The following is a 20,801-nucleotide window of genomic DNA, read 5'->3' as shown; positions in this document are numbered from 1 at the left end:
AACAAAACCAACAAAACCATCAGGCAACTCGGAGCCCGAGTCCCCGTCAGGAGGCCGAGTGGAGGTGTTGCGCAGGGGGACGAGCGGCCCGGATGGCCGCGAGAGGCATAACGGGCCAAGGATGGCCCGTGTATGCCGGCCCCCGGAGCGGCACCGGAGGGAGGGGAGTTTCGCGCAGCGAAACCCGGATGTCGGGGTGCCTTTCTCTTTGGTTACTTTCTCTTGGGCACGCAAGAGAAAGTGACTCGCCGTTAGGGCGAAAAGGGAAAAGCTGGTCTGCACAGCAGTTCAGAAAATAAATCTGCACCTGCCCTCTAGTTTTCTAGGTGTTTGGCGAGATTTGCTTTGAAAGTATTTCTACGACGGACCTTGGAGTGGAGACGTCGTTGTCGCTGCTTTGTGTATAGCCGGTTGGCTGTGGGGCAAATATGCAGCTTGCTGCTTGAACCATGATTGCATCTCGAGCACCTCCGTCAGTTGAGCCATCAACTAGTGCTCTATGTGTCATTAATGCGTTCTGTCTGTGTTTGTTTACAATTGCATTGTGTCGATGGTTTAGGAAATTTCTTGCGGATAGGAAAAGCATGTATGTTATTACGCCGAATATTAATATTTTGCTAATCGATAGCTGTATGTTGTCGTAGATTGTTTCTGGTCTTAGAAAAGGGATCTTGTGGATAAACATGCTTGCAATAGCAAATATCCCGAGCAGGATGGCTATTTGTACAGTTTTCTTTCTCCACTCTTCTGCTTTTGAGTCATGGAGGTCAGACTCTGCGCGGAAGTGAGCTGCTTGCTGCGTTACACCTTCTTCTGCAGCTACTTTTCTAATTTCTCCAAGAATTCGGTTTGCCTCTGTTTCTTGGGAGGACATTCGCTCAGAGAACTCATTGGCCTTGTCTTCTACCGCTTGAAGGGTGGCGCGCGCCTGAGTATCTAGTCGTTGAAAGTCAGCTGATCGATGTAGTGAATATGAAATGTATGGGTGCAGTGCTTGAAATGTGTTTGGGTAGGCGTTTTTTAGTTGATCAATAATGCTTTGTCTGATTTGTTGTGGATTATTTTGGGCTACATCAAATTTGTTGATTTGATCGAATAGATTGTATGTGGAGTTTGCGTGGTCGCGAATTGTTGTAAGTATGTTGTCTGGGAAGTCTTCTAGTGCTTGGAGGGATAGTCTTCTGTAGAGATCAATTAGTGCTTGAGCTGGCGGGATTGCATTTTTGAAATTCAGCTGTGTGCCCAGATCATTTTCTCTGGGAAGTGAGTTAATATCAAAATTCTGGATTCTTTCCAGTGCGGAGCGTGACTCGTTATATGCTTCTTCTGTTCCGATGGGCATTGTAATTCTCCGTTATAAATAAAAAACCCCGCGCAAGGCGGGGCTTTTAGTCTTTCTAATCGCTGCCCCAAACTTCCATTTCAGGTAAAGCGTTTCTTATGTATTGCCTAATGGACTTGACCCAAACTCAATCCCAGCTCAGCGCCCCACCGGTCTGATACTCGATCACTCGGGTCTCGAAGAAGTTCTTCTCCTTCTTCAGGTCCATGATCTCGCTCATCCACGGGAACGGGTTGGTAGTACCTGGGTACTCTTCTTTCAGACCGATCTGGGTCAGACGACGGTTGGCGATGAACTTCAGGTAGTCCTCCATCATCGCCGCGTTCATGCCCAGCACGCCGCGCGGCATGGTGTCTCGCGCGTATTCGATCTCCAGCTGAGTGCCCTGCAGAATCATCTGCGTGGCCTCGTCCTTCATCTGGGCATCCCACAGGTGCGGGTTCTCGATCTTGATCTGGTTGATCACGTCGATGCCGAAGTTCAGGTGCATGGACTCGTCACGCAGGATGTACTGGAACTGCTCGGCCACGCCGGTCATCTTGTTGCGGCGACCCATGGAGAGGATCTGGGTGAAGCCGCAGTAGAAGAAGATGCCTTCCAGTACGCAGTAGTAGGCGATCAGGTTGCGCAGCAGTTCCTTGTCGGTCTCCACGGTGCCGGTGGTGAAGGTCGGGTCGGAGATCGAGCGGGTGTACTTCAGGCCCCAGCTCGCTTTCTTCGCGACGCTCGGAATCTCGTGGTACATGTTGAAGATCTCGCCTTCATCCATGGCCAGGGATTCGATGCAGTACTGGTAGGCGTGGGTGTGGATCGCTTCCTCGAAGGCCTGACGCAGGATGTACTGGCGGCACTCGGGGTTGGTGATCAGGCGGTACACGGCCAGCACCAGGTTGTTGGCGACCAGGCTGTCGGCGGTGGAGAAGAAGCCGAGGTTGCGCTTGACGATGCGGCGCTCGTCTTCGGACAGGCCGTCCTTGCTCTTCCACAGAGCAATGTCGGCGTTCATGTTCACTTCCTGCGGCATCCAGTGGTTGGCGCAACCATCCAGATACTTCTGCCAGGCCCAGTCGTACTTGAAGGGTACGAGCTGGTTGAGGTCGGCGCGGGCGTTGATCATCTGCTTGTCGCCGACGTGCACGCGGGCGCTGGCGCCTTCCAGTTCGTCCAGGCCTTCCTGGATGTCCAGTTCGTTCAGCGAGGCCTTGGCGCGGGCCACGGCCGCGGAGTCGCTGGCGTTGATGGCGCGTGCTTCTTCCACGGAGCCGGCGGCTTCGTTGTCGAGCTTGTCGAGGCTGGCCTCGATCACCGGCGCGGCCGGTTTGGCAGCGGCAAGCGCGTCGCCAGCGTCTTCTTTGTCAAATTCGTCCCAGCTCAGCATGGTCAATCTCCTGCTTGATCGAGCGGGCCGGCAAGCGTTTCCGGCCTGTATGGATATCCAGTTTCTAATTGTGTTCCGTTGCGTACAGCGCGCAAGGGGTAAAGCCGTTCCACCGGACCGGTGGTACCCCGGCCCGCAGGGCGGGCGAGGGCAGTATTCGTGGGGGAGGGCAGAGCCCCCTCACCCTGACCCTCTCCCCGTGGGGAGAGGGAAACAATCAAGCCGAGTTGCTTGTGGCTTTTACCAACAGACCACTCGGTGCGAGCGCGTAGCTGGGCGAGTTCCCGCTAGGCGCCGGGTAGGTTCGAGCCCCTGAGCGTACTGATGTACGCGATGGGGGCGGACCAGCCCGGCAACAACGCGGGGGCTGCTCAGATACGTGCGTCTCCCATCACTGGCAAGCTTCGCAGTCGGGGTTATCGATGGAGCACGCTTTCGGCACCGGAGCCGGACCGGCCGGGGCGGCAAAGCTGCCCTCGTCAATCGCACCACTGGACACGGCGTTGAGCTTGCCGGTGTTGATGGTGGATTTTTCGGTGCTGGTGGCGGCCAGGGCACGGAGGTAATAGGTGGTTTTCAGACCACGGTACCAGGCCATGCGGTAGGTCACGTCCAGCTTCTTGCCCGAGGCGCCGGCGATGTAGAGGTTCAGAGACTGAGCCTGGTCGATCCACTTCTGGCGGCGGCTGGCGGCGTCGACGATCCACTTGGTTTCCACTTCGAACGCGGTGGCGTACAGGTCCTTCAGGTCCTGCGGGATGCGCTCGATCTGCTGCACGGAACCGTCGTAGTACTTGAGGTCGTTGACCATCACCGAGTCCCACAGGCCACGGGCCTTGAGGTCGTGGACCAGGTAGGGGTTGATCACGGTGAACTCGCCGGACAGGTTCGACTTCACGTACAGGTTCTGATAGGTCGGCTCGATGGACTGCGACACGCCAATGATGTTGGAGATGGTCGCGGTCGGCGCGATGGCCATGATGTTCGAGTTGCGGATGCCTTTCTTCACGCGCTCGCGGATCGGGGCCCAGTCCAGGGTCTCGTTCAGGTCGACGTCGATGTACTTCTGGCCGCGCTGCTCGATGAGGATCTGCTGCGAGTCCAGCGGCAGGATGCCCTGGCTCCACAGCGAGCCCTCGAAGGTGCTGTAGCTGCCGCGCTCTTCGGCCAGGTCACAGGAAGCCTGGATCGCGTAGTAGCTGATCGCTTCCATCGACTTGTCGGCGAACTCGATGGCCGCGTCGGAGCCGTAGGCGATGTGCTGCAGGTACAGGGCGTCCTGGAAGCCCATCAGGCCGAGGCCGACCGGACGGTGCTTGAGGTTGGAGTTGCGTGCCTGCGGAACCGAGTAGTAGTTGATGTCGATAACGTTATCGAGCATGCGCACAGCGGTCTTCACGGTGCGGCCGAGTTTCTCGGTGTCCAGCTTGCCGTCGACGATGTGGTTGACCAGGTTGATCGAGCCCAGGTTGCAGACGGCGATCTCGTCCTGGTTGGTGTTCAGGGTGATCTCGGTGCACAGGTTGGAGCTGTGTACCACGCCCACGTGCTGCTGCGGGCTGCGCAGGTTGCACGGGTCTTTGAAGGTCAGCCACGGGTGGCCGGTTTCGAACAGCATGGAGAGCATCTTGCGCCACAGGTCCTTGGCGGCGATGGTCTTGAACAGCTTGATCTTGCCGTAGCCGGCCATGGCTTCGTAGTACTCGTAGCGCTCTTCGAAGGCGCGGCCGGTGAGGTCGTGCAGGTCCGGCACTTCGGACGGGCTGAACAGGGTCCACTGGCCGTCGTCGAACACGCGCTTCATGAACAGGTCCGGAATCCAGTTCGCGGTGTTCATGTCATGGGTACGGCGACGGTCGTCACCGGTGTTCTTGCGCAGCTCGATGAACTCTTCGATGTCCATGTGCCAGGTTTCCAGGTAGGCACAGACAGCGCCCTTGCGCTTGCCGCCCTGGTTGACCGCAACGGCGGTGTCGTTGACCACCTTGAGGAAGGGCACAACGCCCTGGCTCTTGCCGTTGGTGCCTTTGATGTAGGCGCCCAGTGCGCGCACCGGGGTCCAGTCGTTGCCCAGACCGCCGGCGAATTTCGACAGCATGGCGTTGTCGTGGATGGCGTTGTAGATGCCCGACAGGTCATCCGGCACGGTGGTCAGGTAGCACGAGGACAGCTGCGGGCGCAGGGTACCGGCGTTGAACAGGGTCGGGGTCGAGGCCATGTAGTCGAAGGACGACAACAGGTTGTAGAACTCGATGGCGCGCTCTTCGCGGTTCTTCGGCTCTTCGATGGCCAGGCCCATGGCCACGCGCATGAAGAACACCTGCGGCAGTTCGAAACGGATGCCGTCCTTGTGGATGAAGTAGCGGTCGAACAGGGTCTGCAGGCCCAGGTAGGTGAACTGCTGGTCGCGCTCGTGGTTCAGCGCGGCGCCCAGTTTGGCCAGGTCGTAGCCCTTGAGCTTGGGATCGAGCAGTTCGAATTCCACGCCCTTGTCCACGTAGGCCGGCAGGGCCTTGGCGTACAGGTCGGCCATTTCGTGGTGGGTGGCGCTCTGGGCAATGCCGAGGAAGCCCAGGGCTTCGGCACGGATGTTGTCCATCAGCAGGCGCGCGGTGACGTAGGAGTAGTTCGGCTCGCGCTCGACCAGGGTGCGGGCGGTCATCACCAGGGCGGTGTTGACGTCCTTCTCGGCGACGCCGTCGTACAGGTTCTTCAGGGTCTCGCTTTCGATCAGCGAGCCATCGACTTCGGCCAGGCCTTCGCAGGCTTCGCGGATGATGGTCTGCAGGCGGCCCATGTCGAGGGCGACCAGGCTGCCGTCGGCAGCGGTGATGCGGATGCTCGGGTGCGGCTGGGCCACATCGGCGGCGCCTTTCTTGCGCGCCTGGGCACGGGATTCGCGGTAGATCACGTAGTCGCGGGCAACTTTCTGCTCGCCGGCACGCATCAGGGCCAGTTCGACCTGGTCCTGGATTTCCTCGATGTGGATGGTGCCGCCGGACGGCATGCGGCGCTTGAAGGTGGCGGTCACCTGTTCGGTCAGACGCGCCACGGTGTCATGGATACGCGAGGAAGCGGCAGCAGTGCCGCCTTCAACGGCGAGGAACGCCTTGGTGATGGCCACGGTGATCTTGTCGTCGGTGTAGGGAACGACAGTGCCGTTGCGCTTGATCACGCGCAGCTGGCCCGGGGCGGTAGCGGCCAGATCCTGGGTGGATTCGGCGCTCGGCCGCACGGTGGCCTGCTGGTTCTCGACGTTGCTCTCGGTATGCATGGGTGTCTCCATGTTCTCTATTTGTTGGTGTGGACACTTGGCGTGCCCGCCTTGCCTTGCTTCCCATTCCATTGCAATGCGGCCCGTGCGGCACAAATGCCGACGAACAGCAGACTTTGTAAGGCAGGAGGGAGCGACTCAAGCGCCTCCCTGGCTCAAAAGTCAGCGGGTTACGCAGACTGCGCGTAACCACTATCCCTAGTGGTGGCGATGTAACGCTCGCCTATCACTACCGGAGCACCGCACACACATCAGAAGTGGCGGGCCGGACCAGGCGCAGGGCGCCTGGCGGGGGTTTAAAGAGCGGTGTGACGCACCGGTGGACGGCCACTGAAAGGGCCTGGGCATTTCGTTCTGGTTGTGTCCGGTGGTCTGGCCTAAACCCAATATGTAGGGGTTTGGCGTTTCGTGGCTACAAGATAATGCGCTGTTTGCGCTAATGCAAGGCGGGCAGGAGTGAACAACCTGTGGATAAATTGTGGGCGAATTGTGGGTGACTGGCGGGGCATGGCGCGGAGCCGCAGGTGGCCTGGGGTACGCCGTTCGTCGGTGCTGGACGGCTGACTTCATGGTCGCTTTGCAGGCGCTGCTTCTGTGAAGGCTACCACAATATCTAGTGTTTTCGGTTTGGCGGGCAGCGGCTGCCGCCTGGCGCATTTCAGGGCCGTGGCGCCGTTGTCGGCAATCACTGCCGGGCTGGCGGCTGCGTTGCTACAATGCCGCGCGTTTGGCAGTCACGAGGGTGGTGGAAGGTGGAGCAAGCAGTCTGGCAGATCCTAATTGTCGAGGACGATCAGCGTCTGGCCGAGTTGACCCAGGAGTACCTGGAGAGCAATGGCCTGAAGGTCGCCATCGAGTCCGACGGCGCCCGCGCCGTGGCCCGCATCCTCGCCGACAAGCCGGATCTGGTGGTGCTCGACCTGATGCTGCCGGGCGAGGATGGCCTGTCCATCTGCCGGCAGCTGCGTCCGCGCTACGACGGGCCGATCCTGATGCTCACCGCGCGCTCGGACGACATGGATCAGGTGCTCGGCCTGGAAATGGGCGCCGATGACTATGTGTGCAAGCCGGTGCGTCCGCGCGTGCTGCTGGCGCGCATCCGCGCGCTGCTGCGGCGCAGCGAGGCGGGCGAGGCGGAAGCGCTGCCGGCGGGCGAGGTGCGCCGTCTGCAGTTCGGCCCGCTGCTGGTCGACAGTGCGCGGCGCGAAGCCTTCCTGGCTGGCGCGGCGATTGAGCTGACCAGCGCCGAGTTCGATCTGCTCTGGCTGCTGGCGGCCAATGCCGGGCGCATTCTTTCGCGCGAGGAAATCTTTGCGGCACTGCGTGGCATCGAGTACGACGGCCAGGACCGCTCCATCGATGTGCGCATCTCGCGCATTCGTCCGAAGATCGGCGACGACCCCATGCACCCGCGGCTGATCAAGACCGTGCGCAGCAAGGGCTATCTGTTCGTCGGCGAAGCCTTCAGCGAATAGCGCCGTGAACTCCATCTTCCTGCGCATCTACGGCGGCCTGCTGCTGTCGCTGGTGCTGGTCGGCGTGCTGGGCGTGGCCACGGTGCATGTGGCCAATCAGGTGCGTAACGACGAATACCGCGAGAACCTGGCGCGCGGCACCTTCCGCCTGATGAGCGACAACCTGCTGCCCATGACTGAGGTCGAGCGCCGGCGTGCGCTGGTGGTGTGGAGTCGTCTGCTGGGGGTGAGCCTGAGCCTGCGCCCGCTGAGCGAGCTGAAGCTGGACTCCGGGCAGATCGCCGGTCTGCGCAGTGGCCAGGTGCTGGTAGAGCAGACCGGGCCGCATGCGGCGCAGGTGTTCAGCATGCTCAGCCGGGACGAGCCGCTGCTGCTGACCACCGAGGTGGAGCAGGTCAGCGAACAGCTGGCGCGCGCCACTCTCTATCTATTGATCGACGAGTTGCAGCGACTGGAACCGGGTGAGCAGCCTGGGCGGCTGGCGCGCATTCACCGTGACAAGCAGTTCGGTTTCGATCTGCGTCTGGTCAAGCTCGATGAGGCAGACCTGGATGACGACCAGCGCCGCCGCGTCGAGGAAGGCGACACGGTGATGGGGCTGACCAAGGGCGGTGACGGTATCCGCCTGGTGTCCGGCCTGCTCGACAGCCCCTGGGTGCTGGTGATGGGGCCGATCTACCGGATGGATGACTACCCGCCGGAGCTGCAGGCGCTGATCGCGCTGATGGGGCTGGGCCTGGTCGGCCTGATCATCTACCTGCTGGTGCGTAATCTGGAACATCGCCTGCTGGCGCTGTCGGATGTGGCCACCCTGATCGCCAGCGGCAAGCTCGGTGCCCGCGTGCCGGTGCGCGGCAGCGATGCGGTGGGGCGTCTGGCCACGGTGTTCAACGAGATGGCCGAGCAGCTGCAGCGCCTGCTGAATATCCAGCGCGAGATGGTCCGTGCCGTGTCCCACGAACTGCGCACGCCGGTGGCGCGCCTGCGCTTTGGCCTGGAAATGATCGCCGATGCGGAAAGCGACAACGCCCGCCGCCGTTACATGGACGGCATGGACGGCGACATTCAGGAACTCGACAAGCTGGTCGACGAGATGCTCACCTACGCGCGCCTGGAGCAGGGCGCGCCGGCGCTGAACTATCAGGACGTCGATCTCACCCGTCTGCTCGACAAGGTGGCCGGCGAGCTGGCGCCGCTGCGCGTTGGCGTGCACATCGAGCGTGGCCCCTGCCAACTGGCCGCCGACAGCGGCGACAGTTGCGTGCTGGCCGAGCCGCGTTACCTGCAGCGGGCGGTGCAGAACCTGGTGAGCAACGCCCTGCGCCATGCCGAGGCGCAGGTGCGGCTGTCGTTCAGCATCGGTCTGGAACAGTGCCGCATCGATGTCGAGGATGACGGCCCGGGTGTGCCCGAGGCGGAGTGGGAGCGGGTGTTCACGCCCTTCCTGCGCCTCGACGACAGCCGCACCCGTGCATCCGGTGGCCATGGGTTGGGGCTGTCCATCGTGCGGCGGATCATCTATTGGCATCATGGCCGCGCCCAGGTTGACCGCAGTCAGGTGCTGGGTGGGGCGCGGTTTAGCCTGATCTGGCCGCGTCAGCAGCCGGCGGACGACTGAGAACAGCATACTCGGCTGCGACCGCCACCAGGCTGAGCAACTGGCCGTCGATCTCGGCATAGCGTGCCGGCAGCTCACGGCCGGCGGTCCACTCGGCGGAGAGGGTTTTCAGCAGGCGCAGTTGCGCCACGCCCTGATCGGCCATGAGCAGTTCGGCATCCTGAAAGTAGAAGCGCACCCCGGTCAGCGGGTAGAGCGCTTTGAACAGGCTTTCCTTGAGCGAGAAGGTCAGGCTCACCCGAGTGGCCTGTGCGTCGCCCGGCAGGGCCTGCAGGCGCTGCTGCTCGGCGGGGGTGAGGATCTCGGCGCACAGGCGCCGGGCCCGTTCGTCACTCAGCTGGGCTTCCAGATCCAGGCCCAGACTGCGCCAGGCCGACTGCCGGCCGACCACGGCCAGAGCCACGCCCTGGCTGTGGCTGATCGAACCGCAGAAGCCTGTTGGCCAGAGCGGGGCGCGGTCGTCGCCGCGTGCGGGCACGTTCAGGCAGCCGAAACTCTGCAGGGCGACGGCGGCGCAGTAGCGTCCGGCCAGGTATTCCATCTGCCGTTTGGCCGCACCGGTTACGGCGCTGATGCCCAGGCGGGCAAAGTCGCTGCCGTCCAGCCGGGCAGGGTCGAACTGGCAGCGTTGCAGGCTCAGGCCATCGGCATCACCGGGCCAGGGCCAGTCGCTCAGCGCCTCGCTGCAGCCCTGGGGTGGGGGAGGTGTTTGGATCATGCCGGCATTCTGCCCGGCGGGTCGGGCGTCTGTCATGCCTGGGGTGCCAGCACGGCCAGCAGACCGGGGCGGGTCACAGCGTCGTAGAACGCGGCCAGTTGCTCGGCGGGTTGCAGCAGGTCCTCGCGCAGCCAGCGCATGAGAAAGGCCAGGGCGGTGGCGGCGATGCTGTCGATCAGGTAGGGCATCAGGCTGCTGTCATGCAGGCCGAGCTGGCGCTGACTGAGAAAGCGCCCGACCAGGCGTGCGCCGTAATGGCGAAAGCGCTGCTGCATGGCGTTCTCCAGGCCGGCGTCGAGCAGGGCACGGAGCAACTGGTGGTGCTCCTGCCACTGGGCGAACAGCAGGCGGGTGATCGTCTGGGTGTTGATCTCGGCCTGGGGCAGATGCGGCTCGATGGCGGCGAAGAACTGTTCGAAGACCTCATCCATGAAGCCGAGCAGGGCCTCCTCCTTGCCGGAGAAGTGCAGGTAAAAGGTCGGACGAGCCACGTCCGCACGCTGGCAGATTTCCGCCACGGGAATGCGGTTGAACGGCTTTTCCTGCAGCAGGGCGAGCATGGCGGCGAGGATGGCCTTGCGCGAGCGCTGACTGCGGCGGTCGAGTGGGTTGCTGGACATGTGCGGGCATCTGTCTGTTAGTGAACGCCGGGCGCTGCCTGTCGTCTGTGCAGGGCGGGGAGCAGGAGATAAATAGACAGCTGTCTATTATCTGTCAAAGGATTTCCCCCATGCCCCTGCGCCGCCATATCCATACTCGCCAACTGGCTCAGCTCGACCCGCAGCAGGATTACGCGCAGATGCTGCGCATTTTCGCCCGCCACGAGTTTCCTCTGGACATGCTGTTGGCCGGCGAGCTGGCTCAGCTCAAGACCTTCGCCGTGCCGCGCATGTCGGCGCTGCTGCACCGCACCGGGCAGTACGAGCAGCACAGCGTCAAGCGCCTGGACGATACCCGGGCGATCCTCACCGAAATTCTCCAGGACGGTGTCGACGGACCGCACGGGGCGAAGATGGTGGAGCACCTCAACCGCATCCACGGCCATTACCCGATTGCCAATGACGACTACCTGTACACCCTGTCGCTGTTCATCTACGAGCCGATCCGCTGGCTGCGCCGCTTCGGCTGGCGGGCGATGACGGCGGCCGAGGAGCAGGGGCTGTTCATGGCGTTTCGCGCACTGGGCGATGCCATGCATATCCGCGACATGCCGCCGACGCTGGCGGCCTTCGAGAGCTGGCGCGAGGATTACCGGGCGCGCATGGAAGTGTATGCGCCGAGCAATCAGCAGGTGTGCGACGGCGCCATTCATGGCCTGAGTCAGATGCTGCCGCGCCCGCTGCGTTGGCTGGCCCGGCCGCTGGTCAAGGTGCTGCTCAATGATCCGGCGCTGCTGGCGGCCCTGGGCCTGGGCAAGCCGTCGCGGTTACTCGGCGCCGTGGTGTGGCTGGCCTTCAAGGGCCGGGCCTGGTGGCTGCGGCTTTTCAATCCCTGGGAGGTGGTCTCGTTCCAGGACAGCCCCCTGGCGCTGCACTACGCCAGCTATCCGCGGGGCTACCAGCCGTTTCGCCTGGGCCCGGAGAAGATCATCCGACTGCTGGAGCGTCAGGCGGCCTGAGCCTTTACCCGGGTCACTTGCCTGGAATTAATTACAAAGCGTTACAAAGCAGCAACAAAGCTAAACGGATACGGTCGTGCACATTTGCAAAACTAAACGGGCGTTTCAATTTGAAGCGCAGGTGAGGTTGTAGTTGGAGTGGCGGCCGGATTTGGCCGGCTCTGACATTTCTCGATTGAGTACGGGAGCCCTAGGGCTCCCGTTTTTTTTGCTTTCGGCGGGCTATTGCCAGCTTGGTCTTGTTGATTCAACGCCCAGTCAGTTTCTGTGCCGGCTGACGGTTTTGCTCTGCCCCTTACTGCCAGCCCGGCACCCCGTGCATATCCGGCAACTGGTGTGCGATGCCCTTGTGGCAGTCGATGCAGGTGGCCTGGCCGCTGGCCAGCGCCGTGGAGTGCATCTCCTTGGCTCGCGGGCTCTGCCTGGTGAAGTCCATGTAATTGAAGTTGTGGCAGTTGCGGCACTCCAGCGAGTCGTTGGCCTTGAGCCTTGCCCATTCGTGTTCGGCCAGTTCGCGGCGTTTCTCCAGGAACTTCTCGCGGGTGTTGATGGTGCCGAAGATCTTGCCCCAGACTTCTTTTGATGCCTGCATCTTGCGCGCGATCTTGTCGGTCCACTGGTGCGGCACGTGGCAGTCCGGGCAGGTGGCGCGCACGCCGGAGCGGTTGCTGTAGTGGATGGTGTCCTTGAGTTCGGCGAACACGTTGTCGCGCATCTCGTGGCAGGAGGTGCAGAAGGCTTCGGTATTGGTCGCCTCCAGCGCGGTGTTGAAGCCGCCCCAGAAGACGATGCCGGCGATGAAACCACCGAGGGTGAGAAAGCCCAGGCTGTAATGCACGCTGGGACGGCGCAGGATGCCCCAGTAGCTGCGCAGCAGTTCGATCAGTCGTTTCATGCGCACCTCACGGGGTCTGGCCACTGTTCTGCACGGCGTCCTGCAGCACCTGGTCGATGGTGCGGAACTGGTTTTCCACCAGTGGCTTCACGTCCTTCTGCGGTACATGGCACTGGTTGCAGAAGTAGCGCCGGGGCGATACCGCGGCCAGGGCCTGGCCGTCGCGGTCCATGTAGTGGGTAATGCTGACCATCGGTGCCTGGCTCTTGGCGCTGGCGGCGCGGCTGTGGCAGGACAGGCACTTGTTGCCGTTCTTGTCCACCTGATAGCCACGGATGGCGTGGGGGATGGTCGGCGGTTGCTCGGGGTAGTTGCGCTCGCGGCGGATGTCCTTGTTTTCCTCGTCGATCAGGGCCGGTGCGGGCAGGGTCTGGGTCAGGGTACCGCCGGCGCGCCGACCATCCGGGGCCGGGGCATCCAGCGGGTAGTCGGCGGCCTGGGCGGTGCACGCCAGCAGGGTGAGCAGCAGGGACAGGATTCTCATCGTCAGGGTCCTCAGGCCAGGCTGACCAGTTCGATGCGCACGGCGCATTTCTTGTAGTCGGTCTGCTTGGAGATGGGGTCGGTGGCGTCCAGGGTGACCTTGTTGATCAGCTTGTTGGCATCGAAGAAGGGCACGAACACCAGGCCACGTGGAGGCTTGTTGCGGCCGCGGGTTTCCACTCGGGCGCGAATCTCGCCGCGCCGGCTGACCACCTTGACCTCGCTGCCACGGCGCAGCTTGAGTTCGCTGGCATCGTCCGGGTGCATGTACACCAGCGCATCGGGCGCCGCCTTGTACAGTTCGTCGACACGCTGGGTCATGCTGCCGGTGTGCCAGTGTTCCAGCACCCGACCGGTGCTGAGCCAGAACGGGAATTCCTTGTCCGGGCTCTCGGCCGGCGGCTCATAGGGCAGGGCGAAGATGATCGCCTTCTTGTCCGGGTAGCCGTAGAACTGCACGCCGCTGCCTTTTTCCACATAAGGGTCGAGGCCTTCGCGGTAGCGCCAGCGGGTTTCCTGGCCGTCCACCACCGGCCAGCGCAGGCCGCGCTCGGCATGGTAGGTGTCGAAGGCGGCCAGGTCATGGCCGTGGCCGCGGCCGAAGGCGGCGTATTCCTCGAACAGGCCCTTCTGCAGGTAGAAGCCAAACGCTTCGGCTTCATCGTTGGCATAGCCCTTGGCCAGGTCGCTGGCCGGGAACTGATCCACCTGGCCGTTCTTGAACAGCACCTCGAACAGCGTTTTGCCCTTGAACTGTGGCGCCTTGGCCAGTAGCTCGGCCGACCACACCTCGTCGGTGGTGAAGTGCTTGGAGAACTCCACCAGTTGCCACAGGTCGGATTTTGCCTCGCCCGGTGCCTTCACCAACTGGTGCCAGAACTGGGTGCGCCGCTCGGCGTTGCCATAGGCGCCTTCCTTCTCCACCCACATGGCACTGGGCAGGATCAGGTCGGCGGCCTGGGCCGAGACGGTGGGGTAAACGTCCGAAACAATGACGAAGGCTTCCGGGTTGCGCCAGCCGGGCAGGATTTCCTGCATCACGTTGGGCCCGGCCTGCATGTTGTTGGTGACCTGGGTCCAGTACACCTTGAGCACGCCGTCCTTGAGCATGCGACTCTGCTGCACGGCGTGGAAGCCGGGCTTCTCCTGGATGGTGCCTTCCGGGACCTTCCAGATCTTCTCGGCGGTGGCGCGGTGCTTGGGATTGGCCACCAGCATGTCCGCCGGCAGACGGTGGGAGAAGGTGCCCACCTCGCGGGCGGTGCCGCAGGCCGAGGGTTGGCCGGTCAGCGAGAACGGGCTGTTGCCCGGCTCGCTGATCTTCCCGGTCAGCAGGTGGATGTTGTAGATCAGGTTATTGGCCCACACACCGCGGGTGTGCTGATTGAAGCCCATGGTCCAGAACGACATGACCTTGCGCTTGGGGTCGGCATACAGCTCGGCCAGGGCCTTGAGGCGTTCGGCCGGCACCCCGGATTCCTCGGCGGCGCGCTCCAGACTGTAGGGTTTGACGAAGGCGGCGAACTGCTCGAAGGATATGTCGCTCCAGGTGTTGGCGGTGGCGGCGTTCTTCGCCTTCTGTTCCAGCGGATCGGTGGGACGCAGGCCGTAGCCGATGTCGTCGGCGCCCTTGGCGAATTTGGTGTGACGGCTGACGAAGTCCTGATTGACCGCACCGCTTTCGATGATGTGGTTGGCGATGTAGTTGAGGATGATCAGGTCGGTCTGCGGCTTGAACACCATGGGGATGTCGGCCAGGTCGAAGCTTCTGTGCTCGAAGGTCGACAGCACCGCGACCTTGACCTGCGGCGCGCTGAGGCGGCGATCGGTGACCCGGGTCCAGAGCACCGGATGCATCTCGGCCATGTTCGAGCCCCAGAGCACGAAGGTGTCGGTGGCTTCGATGTCGTCGTAGCAGCCCATCGGCTCGTCCATGCCGAAACTGCGCATGAAACCCATCACCGCCGAGGCCATGCAGTGGCGGGCGTTGGGGTCGATGTTGTTGCAGCGCAGCCCGGCCTTCATCAGCTTGTTGGCCGCGTAGCCTTCCCACACCGTCCACTGGCCAGAGCCGAACATGCCGATGGCTTCGGGACCATGGGCCTTGAGTGCGGCTTTGGTCTTCTCGGCCATGATGGAAAACGCCTGTTCCCAGCTTACCGGCTGGAACTCGCCCTGCTTGTCGTAGACGCCGTTCTTCATGCGCAAAAGCGGCTGGGTCAGGCGGTCGCTGCCGTACATGATCTTGGACAGGAAGTAGCCCTTGACGCAGTTCAGACCGCGGTTGACCTCGGCTTTGACGTCGCCGTGGGTGGCCACCACGCGGCCGTTCTTGGTTGCCACCATCACGCTGCAGCCGGTGCCGCAGAAACGGCAGGGCGCCTTGTTCCAGTCCAGGTCGGTCTGCTCGGCGTCGGTGATCAGGTTGCTCGCCGTGCTGGCGATTGGCAGGCCAGCGGCGGCCGCGGCAATGGCGGCCGCCTGGGCCTTGGCAAATTCTCGGCGGGTCAGACTCATGCGGTGGCTCCTTCCGGGCTGAGGAGTTCGTGGTAGATCAGCGCGACGTTGAGTACGCCAGGCAGTTGTTGCAGTTGCTCGATGCGCTCGAGGATCTGTCGTTCATGGCCGGTTTCCAGCACCACTACCAGCTTGCCTTCGGCGCTGTGCTGATGCAGTTCCACATCGGGCAGACACTCGAGGTTGGCCAGCAGCGCCGGCAGCAGTTCGGGGCGGCAGTGCACCAGCAGGCTGGCGATATGCACGGTGTCATCCATGGGGCGTCCTTGACGGTCAGAGCGGCGGGCCGGGTGGGCCCATGATCAGTTGCAGCATCCATACGATGAAGCCGAAGCCGCCGACCAGGGCGATCGACAGCAGGGGAAAGAACAGCACGATGAGGAAGAGGAACAGGCGGGTTTCCTTGTCCTTGTCGGCTGGCGGTAGAGGGGCTTGGGCCATGACAGGCGACTCCGCAGGCAATTCCCTGCAAGCGTAGACGTTCGCCGCCGACGTGCCAGGCCGGTATGCTGCGCGGCAGGTATCAAGCTTCGCGCCGGCGACAGAGCGGGCTATAGTCCAAGCAGGACGTTTATTCGTGCAGGAGGCTTCCTCTCGTCATGCCAGCACCGATCGCCCCAGTCATCAGCCAGGCACTGTGCAGTGTTGTGCGTACGCAGTTGCCTGGCGTTCTGCGCGAATTGCTGCAGGCCCTGGAGCTGGCCCTGGGTGAGCAGAGCCTGCAGGCGTTTTCCAACCGCGATGCCGAGGCCTGCAACGAGTTGCGCCGGATCTGTCGTACCCATGGCCGTCAGGCCATTGAGCAGGTGGTGGCGCGTCTCTGCCAGTACCTGCCGCTGGGGCAGGGGCCACAGGTTGAGGAGGAGGACAACAGCAGTCAGTGGAGCCTGGTGGATGACGCCGAGGTGGACGATCTACTGGAGGCCAAGCGTCTGGTGCGCAGCCTGCGCGAAACCCTTGGACCGCTGGAGTGGCGTGCCTGTTCCTGTCTCAATCGCCTGAGTGATCTGCAGCCCCGCGAGGGCGATCACCCGCTGGGTCTGGAGTTTCTCCTACGTCAGTTGCAGGAGGCCCTGCAGTTGCGCCAGCAGGCTCCGCTGGCGCGACTGGTGTTCCAGAACAGCGTACAGCGCGTTCTATCGGTGGCCCTGATGGGCTACCTGCAGGCGCTTCTGCAGGTGCTCAACCAGTACCACGTCGAGCCTCTGCAGCCGAGCCCCAGCCATCAGCCGCTGCCAAGGCAGACGGCGGTGCCGCAGCGCCAGGCGGCGCGGGCCAGGCCTTATCAGGCGTTCCATGAATTGCGCCAGGCCCAGGAAGGGCGTCAGGCACAGGACGGACGCCAGGCTCAGAGCTCGGCCGGCAGCGGCATGCCGTCGGGGGCAACTGGCCAGGCCGATTCCACGCTGACCGAGGCGCTTGCCGCTGGCGAACCCGGCCTGCCACTGGCCGCCGGCTTTGCCGGAGTGCAGCGACCGCCTGCCGGCGAGCACTGGGCGGTCTCGCAGTGGCTGCATGAACTGGAGCTGCAGGGCTGCACGATCAGCCCGCGGCAGCGCGAAGATGCCCTGCTGGTCGGTGAACTGTTCGATGCTTTGAACCAGGAGGAGCGCCTGGCCGCCGGGCTCAAACCGGCGCTGCGCAGCCTGCTGCCCACCGTACTGCAGGCTGCTCTGATTGATCCGGCGGCCTTTGCCGATCCGGCTCATCCGCTGCGCTCGACGCTGGACAAGGTGCTGCGTCTGGCCGATGCCTGCGATCCGCCCAATCGTGCCCTGGAAGCGCGGGTGCAGGGCGTGATCGAAACCCTCAATGCCAGCTATCAGGGCGATGTGGCGGTGTTCAGTGCCCAGGCGCCGGCGCTGGACGAACTGCTGGCCTTGCAGCAGCGCGCCTACCGCAACAGTGCCGAGCGGGTGATGCAGGCCCATCGCGGCCGCGACACCCTGGAAGGCGCTCGGCGCCAGGTTGATGTCGCCATGTATGGGCTGCATGGCGGGCGCGCCGCGCAGATCCTGCTCGACTGGCTGGCGGCCGGCTGGAAGGAACTGCTGGTCCATGAGCTGATCCGCAATGGCGAGGACAGTGTCGGCTGGCGCGGTGACCTGGCCCTGACCTCGTTGCTCAACCGCTGGCTGCAGCGCAGTGAAGACCTCTCGGCGCTGAGCGAGGATGACGTCGAGCGTGTCTATGAGATCGAGCACCTGCTGGATATCCTGCGCCGGCGCATGGAGAGCTTTCTGGTCGGTCAGTATCAGTACCAGACGGTGCTGGCCAGCCTGCGTCGCCAGTTGCTGGGTGAAGAGCCCATCGAGTTCGTCGCGGTCGCGCCGCAAGTCAGCGCCCAGCCATTGGTACTGGACTCCACCGAGCAGCGCTGGCGCGAGCGCCGCGATGCCCTGCAGGCCGGCGACTGGCTGCGCGATGCGCAGGGCCAGGCCTTGCAGCTGATCTGGTGCAACCCGGCGATGGATCACTATGTGCTGGTCGACGGCCAGGGGCGCGAGGCCGGCAATCTCAGTGGCGAGCAACTGCTCAACGCGCTGTCCAGCGGCAGCCTGCTGCTCAGCGATGCCGAGGCGCCGGGCGAGGGGCTGATCCAGAGCACCCTGCAGGATATTGTCGGCCGCCTCTATCACGAGATCACCCATGCGCGCAGCCATGACGAACTGACCGGCCTGCTCAATCGGCGCAGTTTCGAGGTGGCGGTGGCGCAGTGTCTGGCCGGTCCGTTGCCGCACAGCTTCCTGCTGGCGCACCTCGATCAGTTCATTCTGCTCAACCAGCATGCCGGCCCGGTGGCTGGCGATGCCTGCCTGCGCCAGCTGGCCGGGCGCCTGCCGCAGCTGTTGCCAGGCGATGCCAGCCTGTCGCGCTTCGGCGGCGTCGATTTTGCCGTAGCCCTGCCGGGGTATGACGAATCCCAGGCGCTGGCGCTGGCCGAACGCTTGCGCACGGAAGTGGAGAGTCAGGGTTTTGTCTGGGAAGGCCATCGCCACGGCCTGACCCTGAGCATCGGCGTGGTCGAGGCGAGCAGTCGTCACGACGTAGCCAATGTCATCGGCGATTTGCAGAGCGCCAGCAACTCGGCTAAACAGGATGGCCGCAACCGCGTGCATTGCTACCGCGAGGATCAGGATGGTGAGCACAACGGCTTGCTGGCCATTGCCGCGCGGGTCGACGATATCGTCGAGCGCGAAGAGCTCAGCCTGCGCCTGCAGCAGATTGCTCCGGTGGCGGCGGACAGCGATGAGCTGCCGCATTACGAACTGCTGCTGGTGATGGAAAACGACCTGCAACTGGTCGATTTCATTGCTGCCGCCGAGCGCTACCAGCGCATGCCCAAGGTCGATCGCTGGGTGCTCAAGCGGATTTTCTGCGAGCTGGAGCGGCATCCGCAGGTGTGGCAGCACAGCCGCTCGATTTCCATCAACCTGTCGGGCAGCAGCCTCAACGACGACAAGCTGCTGGGTTTTATCGAGAGCCTGTTCGAGCAGCACGCGGTCGAGCCGTCACGCATCTGCTTCGAGCTGACCGAAACCGCTGCGGTAGCCAACCTGGCCAAGACCGCCGACCTGGTGCGTCATCTGCAACTGGCGGGCTGCAGTTTCTCCATCGACGACTTCGGTGTTGGTTTCTCTTCCTTCGACTACCTCAAGCGCCTGCCGGTGGACTACGTGAAGATCGACGGCAGCTTCGTCAAGGAAATCGAGCGATCCCCCAGCGACCTGGCCATGGTCCGTTCGATCAACGAGATCGCCCACGCCCTGGGCCGCAAGACCATCGCCGAGTACGTCGAGTCGGCAAGCATTCGCGCGCGCCTGCTCGAACTGGGCGTCGACTATGTGCAGGGCTATGGCGTGGAGAAACCACGGCCGCTGGAGCAGTGGCTGACGCAGGGGTAAGCGGCGCACGCCCCGAACTCAAACCGCGCCGGAATGAAAAACGCCGCGACTTCCCGAAGGAGTCGCGGCGTTTTCAGCTGAGCCGCCTGACCGCCTGAGGCGGTCCGTTGTTCAGTCCTGCGTCAGACCGGTTCGGCCCACAGGTCGTACTCGTCGGCATCGACGATGCGCACGCGGATCTTGTCGCCCGGCTTGACGGCGGTAGTCTCGATATAGACGTTGCCGTCGATTTCCGGGGCATCGGCCCAGCCGCGGCCGACCGCGCCTTCGTCGTCCACTTCGTCGATCAGCACTTCGATTTCCGTGCCGATCTTCTGCTGCAGGCGCGCGGCGCTGATGGCCTGCTGGTGCGCCATGAAGCGCTCCCAGCGCTCCTGCTTGATCTCATCCGGAACCGGCTCCAGGTCCATGTCGTTGGCCGGGGCGCCGTCCACCGGGCTGTACTGGAAGCAGCCGACGCGGTCGAGCTGGGCTTCGGTCAGCCAGTCGAGCAGGTACTGGAAGTCTTCCTCGGTCTCGCCGGGGAAGCCGACGATGAAGGTCGAGCGGATGGTCAGCTCCGGGCAGATCTCGCGCCAGGCCTTGATGCGGGCCAGGGTCTTGTCCTCGAAGGCTGGACGCTTCATGGCCTTGAGCACCTTCGGGCTGGCGTGCTGGAAGGGGATGTCGAGGTAAGGCAGCAGCTTGCCGGCGGCCATCAGCGGGATCACGTCATCCACGTTCGGGTACGGGTAGACGTAGTGCAGGCGTACCCATACGCCCATGCCGGCCAGGGCCTGGCAGAGTTCGAGCATGCGCGTCTTGACTGGCTGGCCGTTCCAGAAATCGGTCTTGTACTTGGTGTCGACGCCATAGGCACTGGTGTCCTGGCTGATCACCAGCAGTTCCTGGACGCCGGCCTTGACCAGGCGTTCGGCTTCGCCGAGCACTTCGCCCACCGGGCGGCTGACCAGCTTGCCGCGCATCGACGGGATGATGCAGAAGCTGCAGCTGTGGTTGCAGCCTTCGGAAATCTTCAGGTACGCGTAGTGGCGCGGGGTCAGCTTGACGCCCTGCGGCGGCACCAGATCGATCAGCGGGTTGTGCTCGGTTTTCGGCGGCACGACTTCGTGCACGGCGTTGACCACCTGCTCGTACTGCTGCGGGCCGGTCACGGCCAGCACGCTGGGGTGCACGTCGCGGATCGCCGACTGGTCGACGCCCATGCAGCCGGTGACGATGACCTTGCCGTTCTCGGCAATCGCCTCGCCGATGGCATCCAGCGACTCGGCCTTGGCGGTGTCGATGAAACCACAGGTGTTGACCACCACCACGTCGGCATCCTGATAGGTCGGTACGACCTCATAACCCTCCATGCGCAGCTGGGTGAGGATGCGCTCGGAGTCGACCAGGGCCTTGGGGCAACCCAGGGAAACGAAACCGACTTTGGGTGTGGTGTTGGACGACATGGAAAACCTCAGAGAACCGTGCGCAGGGCAGCGCTGATCAAAAAGTGCGCAATTCTAGCGGCGTCATCGCGCCTTGGCCAGAGGAAAGCCGAGCTGGATGGTGGCAATGCGGCTGTCAGCCTCAGCGCAT

The 20,801-nt window shown here is 63.1% G+C and carries 15 protein-coding genes; 4 read left to right on the top strand and 11 right to left on the bottom strand.

The annotated features are described in order from the left end of the window. Window positions 1–322 precede the first annotated feature (322 nt). The 3 genes from HNP49_RS10855 to HNP49_RS10845 all read right to left on the bottom strand — a co-directional run bounded on the left by HNP49_RS10855 (window position 323) and on the right by HNP49_RS10845 (window position 5,994). Window positions 323–1,342 carry a hypothetical protein gene (locus HNP49_RS10855; RefSeq protein ID WP_184683158.1) on the bottom strand — a complete coding sequence of 340 codons (1,020 nt, stop codon included), beginning with the start codon at window positions 1,340–1,342 and terminating at the stop codon, window positions 323–325. A 127-nt stretch (window positions 1,343–1,469) separates the two neighbouring features. Next, window positions 1,470–2,720 (bottom strand): ribonucleotide-diphosphate reductase subunit beta, encoded by a 1,251-nt coding sequence (locus HNP49_RS10850; protein ID WP_184683156.1) that lies wholly within the window; start codon window positions 2,718–2,720, stop codon window positions 1,470–1,472. 391 nt (window positions 2,721–3,111) lie between these two features. Next, window positions 3,112–5,994: a ribonucleoside-diphosphate reductase subunit alpha gene (locus tag HNP49_RS10845; RefSeq protein WP_184683154.1), complete on the bottom strand. Its 2,883-nt coding sequence runs from the start codon at window positions 5,992–5,994 to the stop codon at window positions 3,112–3,114. A 752-nt stretch (window positions 5,995–6,746) separates the two neighbouring features. Between HNP49_RS10845 and HNP49_RS10840 the strand changes: the two genes are divergently transcribed. Both HNP49_RS10840 and HNP49_RS10835 read left to right on the top strand, forming a co-directional pair. Then, entirely contained in the window at window positions 6,747–7,469 is a 723-nt protein-coding gene (locus tag HNP49_RS10840; protein WP_184683153.1) for a response regulator, read from the top strand. Window positions 7,470–7,473: 4 nt separating this feature from the next. Further along, on the top strand, window positions 7,474–9,087 hold the full coding sequence (locus HNP49_RS10835; RefSeq protein WP_184683151.1) for an ATP-binding protein: 1,614 nt from the start codon (window positions 7,474–7,476) through the stop codon (window positions 9,085–9,087). On the opposite strand, the gene HNP49_RS10830 is transcribed toward HNP49_RS10835, so the two are convergent. Beyond that, window positions 9,047–9,805, bottom strand: coding sequence for a 4'-phosphopantetheinyl transferase (locus tag HNP49_RS10830; protein ID WP_184683150.1), 759 nt, complete (start codon window positions 9,803–9,805; stop codon window positions 9,047–9,049). The two genes, HNP49_RS10835 and HNP49_RS10830, sit on opposite strands and share 41 nt — an antisense overlap. 32 nt (window positions 9,806–9,837) lie before the next feature. Beyond that, window positions 9,838–10,425 carry a TetR/AcrR family transcriptional regulator gene (locus HNP49_RS10825; protein WP_184683148.1) on the bottom strand — a complete coding sequence of 196 codons (588 nt, stop codon included), beginning with the start codon at window positions 10,423–10,425 and terminating at the stop codon, window positions 9,838–9,840. A 110-nt stretch (window positions 10,426–10,535) separates the two neighbouring features. Here HNP49_RS10825 and HNP49_RS10820 point away from each other — a divergent pair, with 110 nt between their 5' ends. Beyond that, window positions 10,536–11,423 carry an oxygenase MpaB family protein gene (locus HNP49_RS10820; protein ID WP_184683146.1) on the top strand — a complete coding sequence of 296 codons (888 nt, stop codon included), beginning with the start codon at window positions 10,536–10,538 and terminating at the stop codon, window positions 11,421–11,423. A 295-nt stretch (window positions 11,424–11,718) separates the two neighbouring features. On the opposite strand, the gene HNP49_RS10815 is transcribed toward HNP49_RS10820, so the two are convergent. From HNP49_RS10815 to HNP49_RS10795, 5 genes are read right to left on the bottom strand one after another with little or no spacing between them, the layout of a single operon-like run. Further along, entirely contained in the window at window positions 11,719–12,318 is a 600-nt protein-coding gene (locus HNP49_RS10815) for a cytochrome c3 family protein (RefSeq protein WP_184683144.1), read from the bottom strand. 7 nt (window positions 12,319–12,325) lie between these two features. Continuing rightward, the gene (locus HNP49_RS10810; protein ID WP_409372544.1) at window positions 12,326–12,808 is read right to left on the bottom strand and encodes a nitrate reductase cytochrome c-type subunit; all 483 of its coding nucleotides are present in this window, start codon (window positions 12,806–12,808) and stop codon (window positions 12,326–12,328) included. 5 nt (window positions 12,809–12,813) lie between these two features. After that, on the bottom strand, window positions 12,814–15,318 hold the full coding sequence (napA, locus tag HNP49_RS10805; protein WP_184683140.1) for a nitrate reductase catalytic subunit NapA: 2,505 nt from the start codon (window positions 15,316–15,318) through the stop codon (window positions 12,814–12,816). Further along, entirely contained in the window at window positions 15,315–15,575 is a 261-nt protein-coding gene (locus HNP49_RS10800) for a chaperone NapD (RefSeq protein ID WP_184683138.1), read from the bottom strand. The genes napA and HNP49_RS10800 overlap by 4 nt, the downstream gene beginning before the upstream one ends. A gap of 16 nt (window positions 15,576–15,591) precedes the next feature. Continuing rightward, on the bottom strand, window positions 15,592–15,759 hold the full coding sequence (locus tag HNP49_RS10795) for a periplasmic nitrate reductase, NapE protein (protein WP_184683136.1): 168 nt from the start codon (window positions 15,757–15,759) through the stop codon (window positions 15,592–15,594). 158 nt (window positions 15,760–15,917) lie between these two features. On the opposite strand from HNP49_RS10795, the gene HNP49_RS10790 reads away from it, so the two are divergent. Continuing rightward, on the top strand, window positions 15,918–19,223 hold the full coding sequence (locus HNP49_RS10790; protein ID WP_184683134.1) for a DUF1631 family protein: 3,306 nt from the start codon (window positions 15,918–15,920) through the stop codon (window positions 19,221–19,223). A gap of 122 nt (window positions 19,224–19,345) precedes the next feature. Here HNP49_RS10790 and rimO read toward each other — a convergent pair whose 3' ends face one another. Further along, a complete protein-coding gene (rimO, locus tag HNP49_RS10785; protein WP_184683132.1) occupies window positions 19,346–20,671 on the bottom strand; it encodes a 30S ribosomal protein S12 methylthiotransferase RimO in 1,326 nt (441 codons plus the stop codon). Window positions 20,672–20,801: the final 130 nt, after the last annotated feature.

Origin of the sequence: Pseudomonas fluvialis (assembly GCF_014207935.1) — a bacterium.
In the GTDB taxonomy this organism is placed as follows: Bacteria; Pseudomonadota; Gammaproteobacteria; order Pseudomonadales; family Pseudomonadaceae; genus Aquipseudomonas; species Aquipseudomonas fluvialis_A.
The sequence above is the reverse complement of the archived record's forward strand: the minus strand, read 5'-3'. Positions and strand labels throughout refer to the sequence as shown.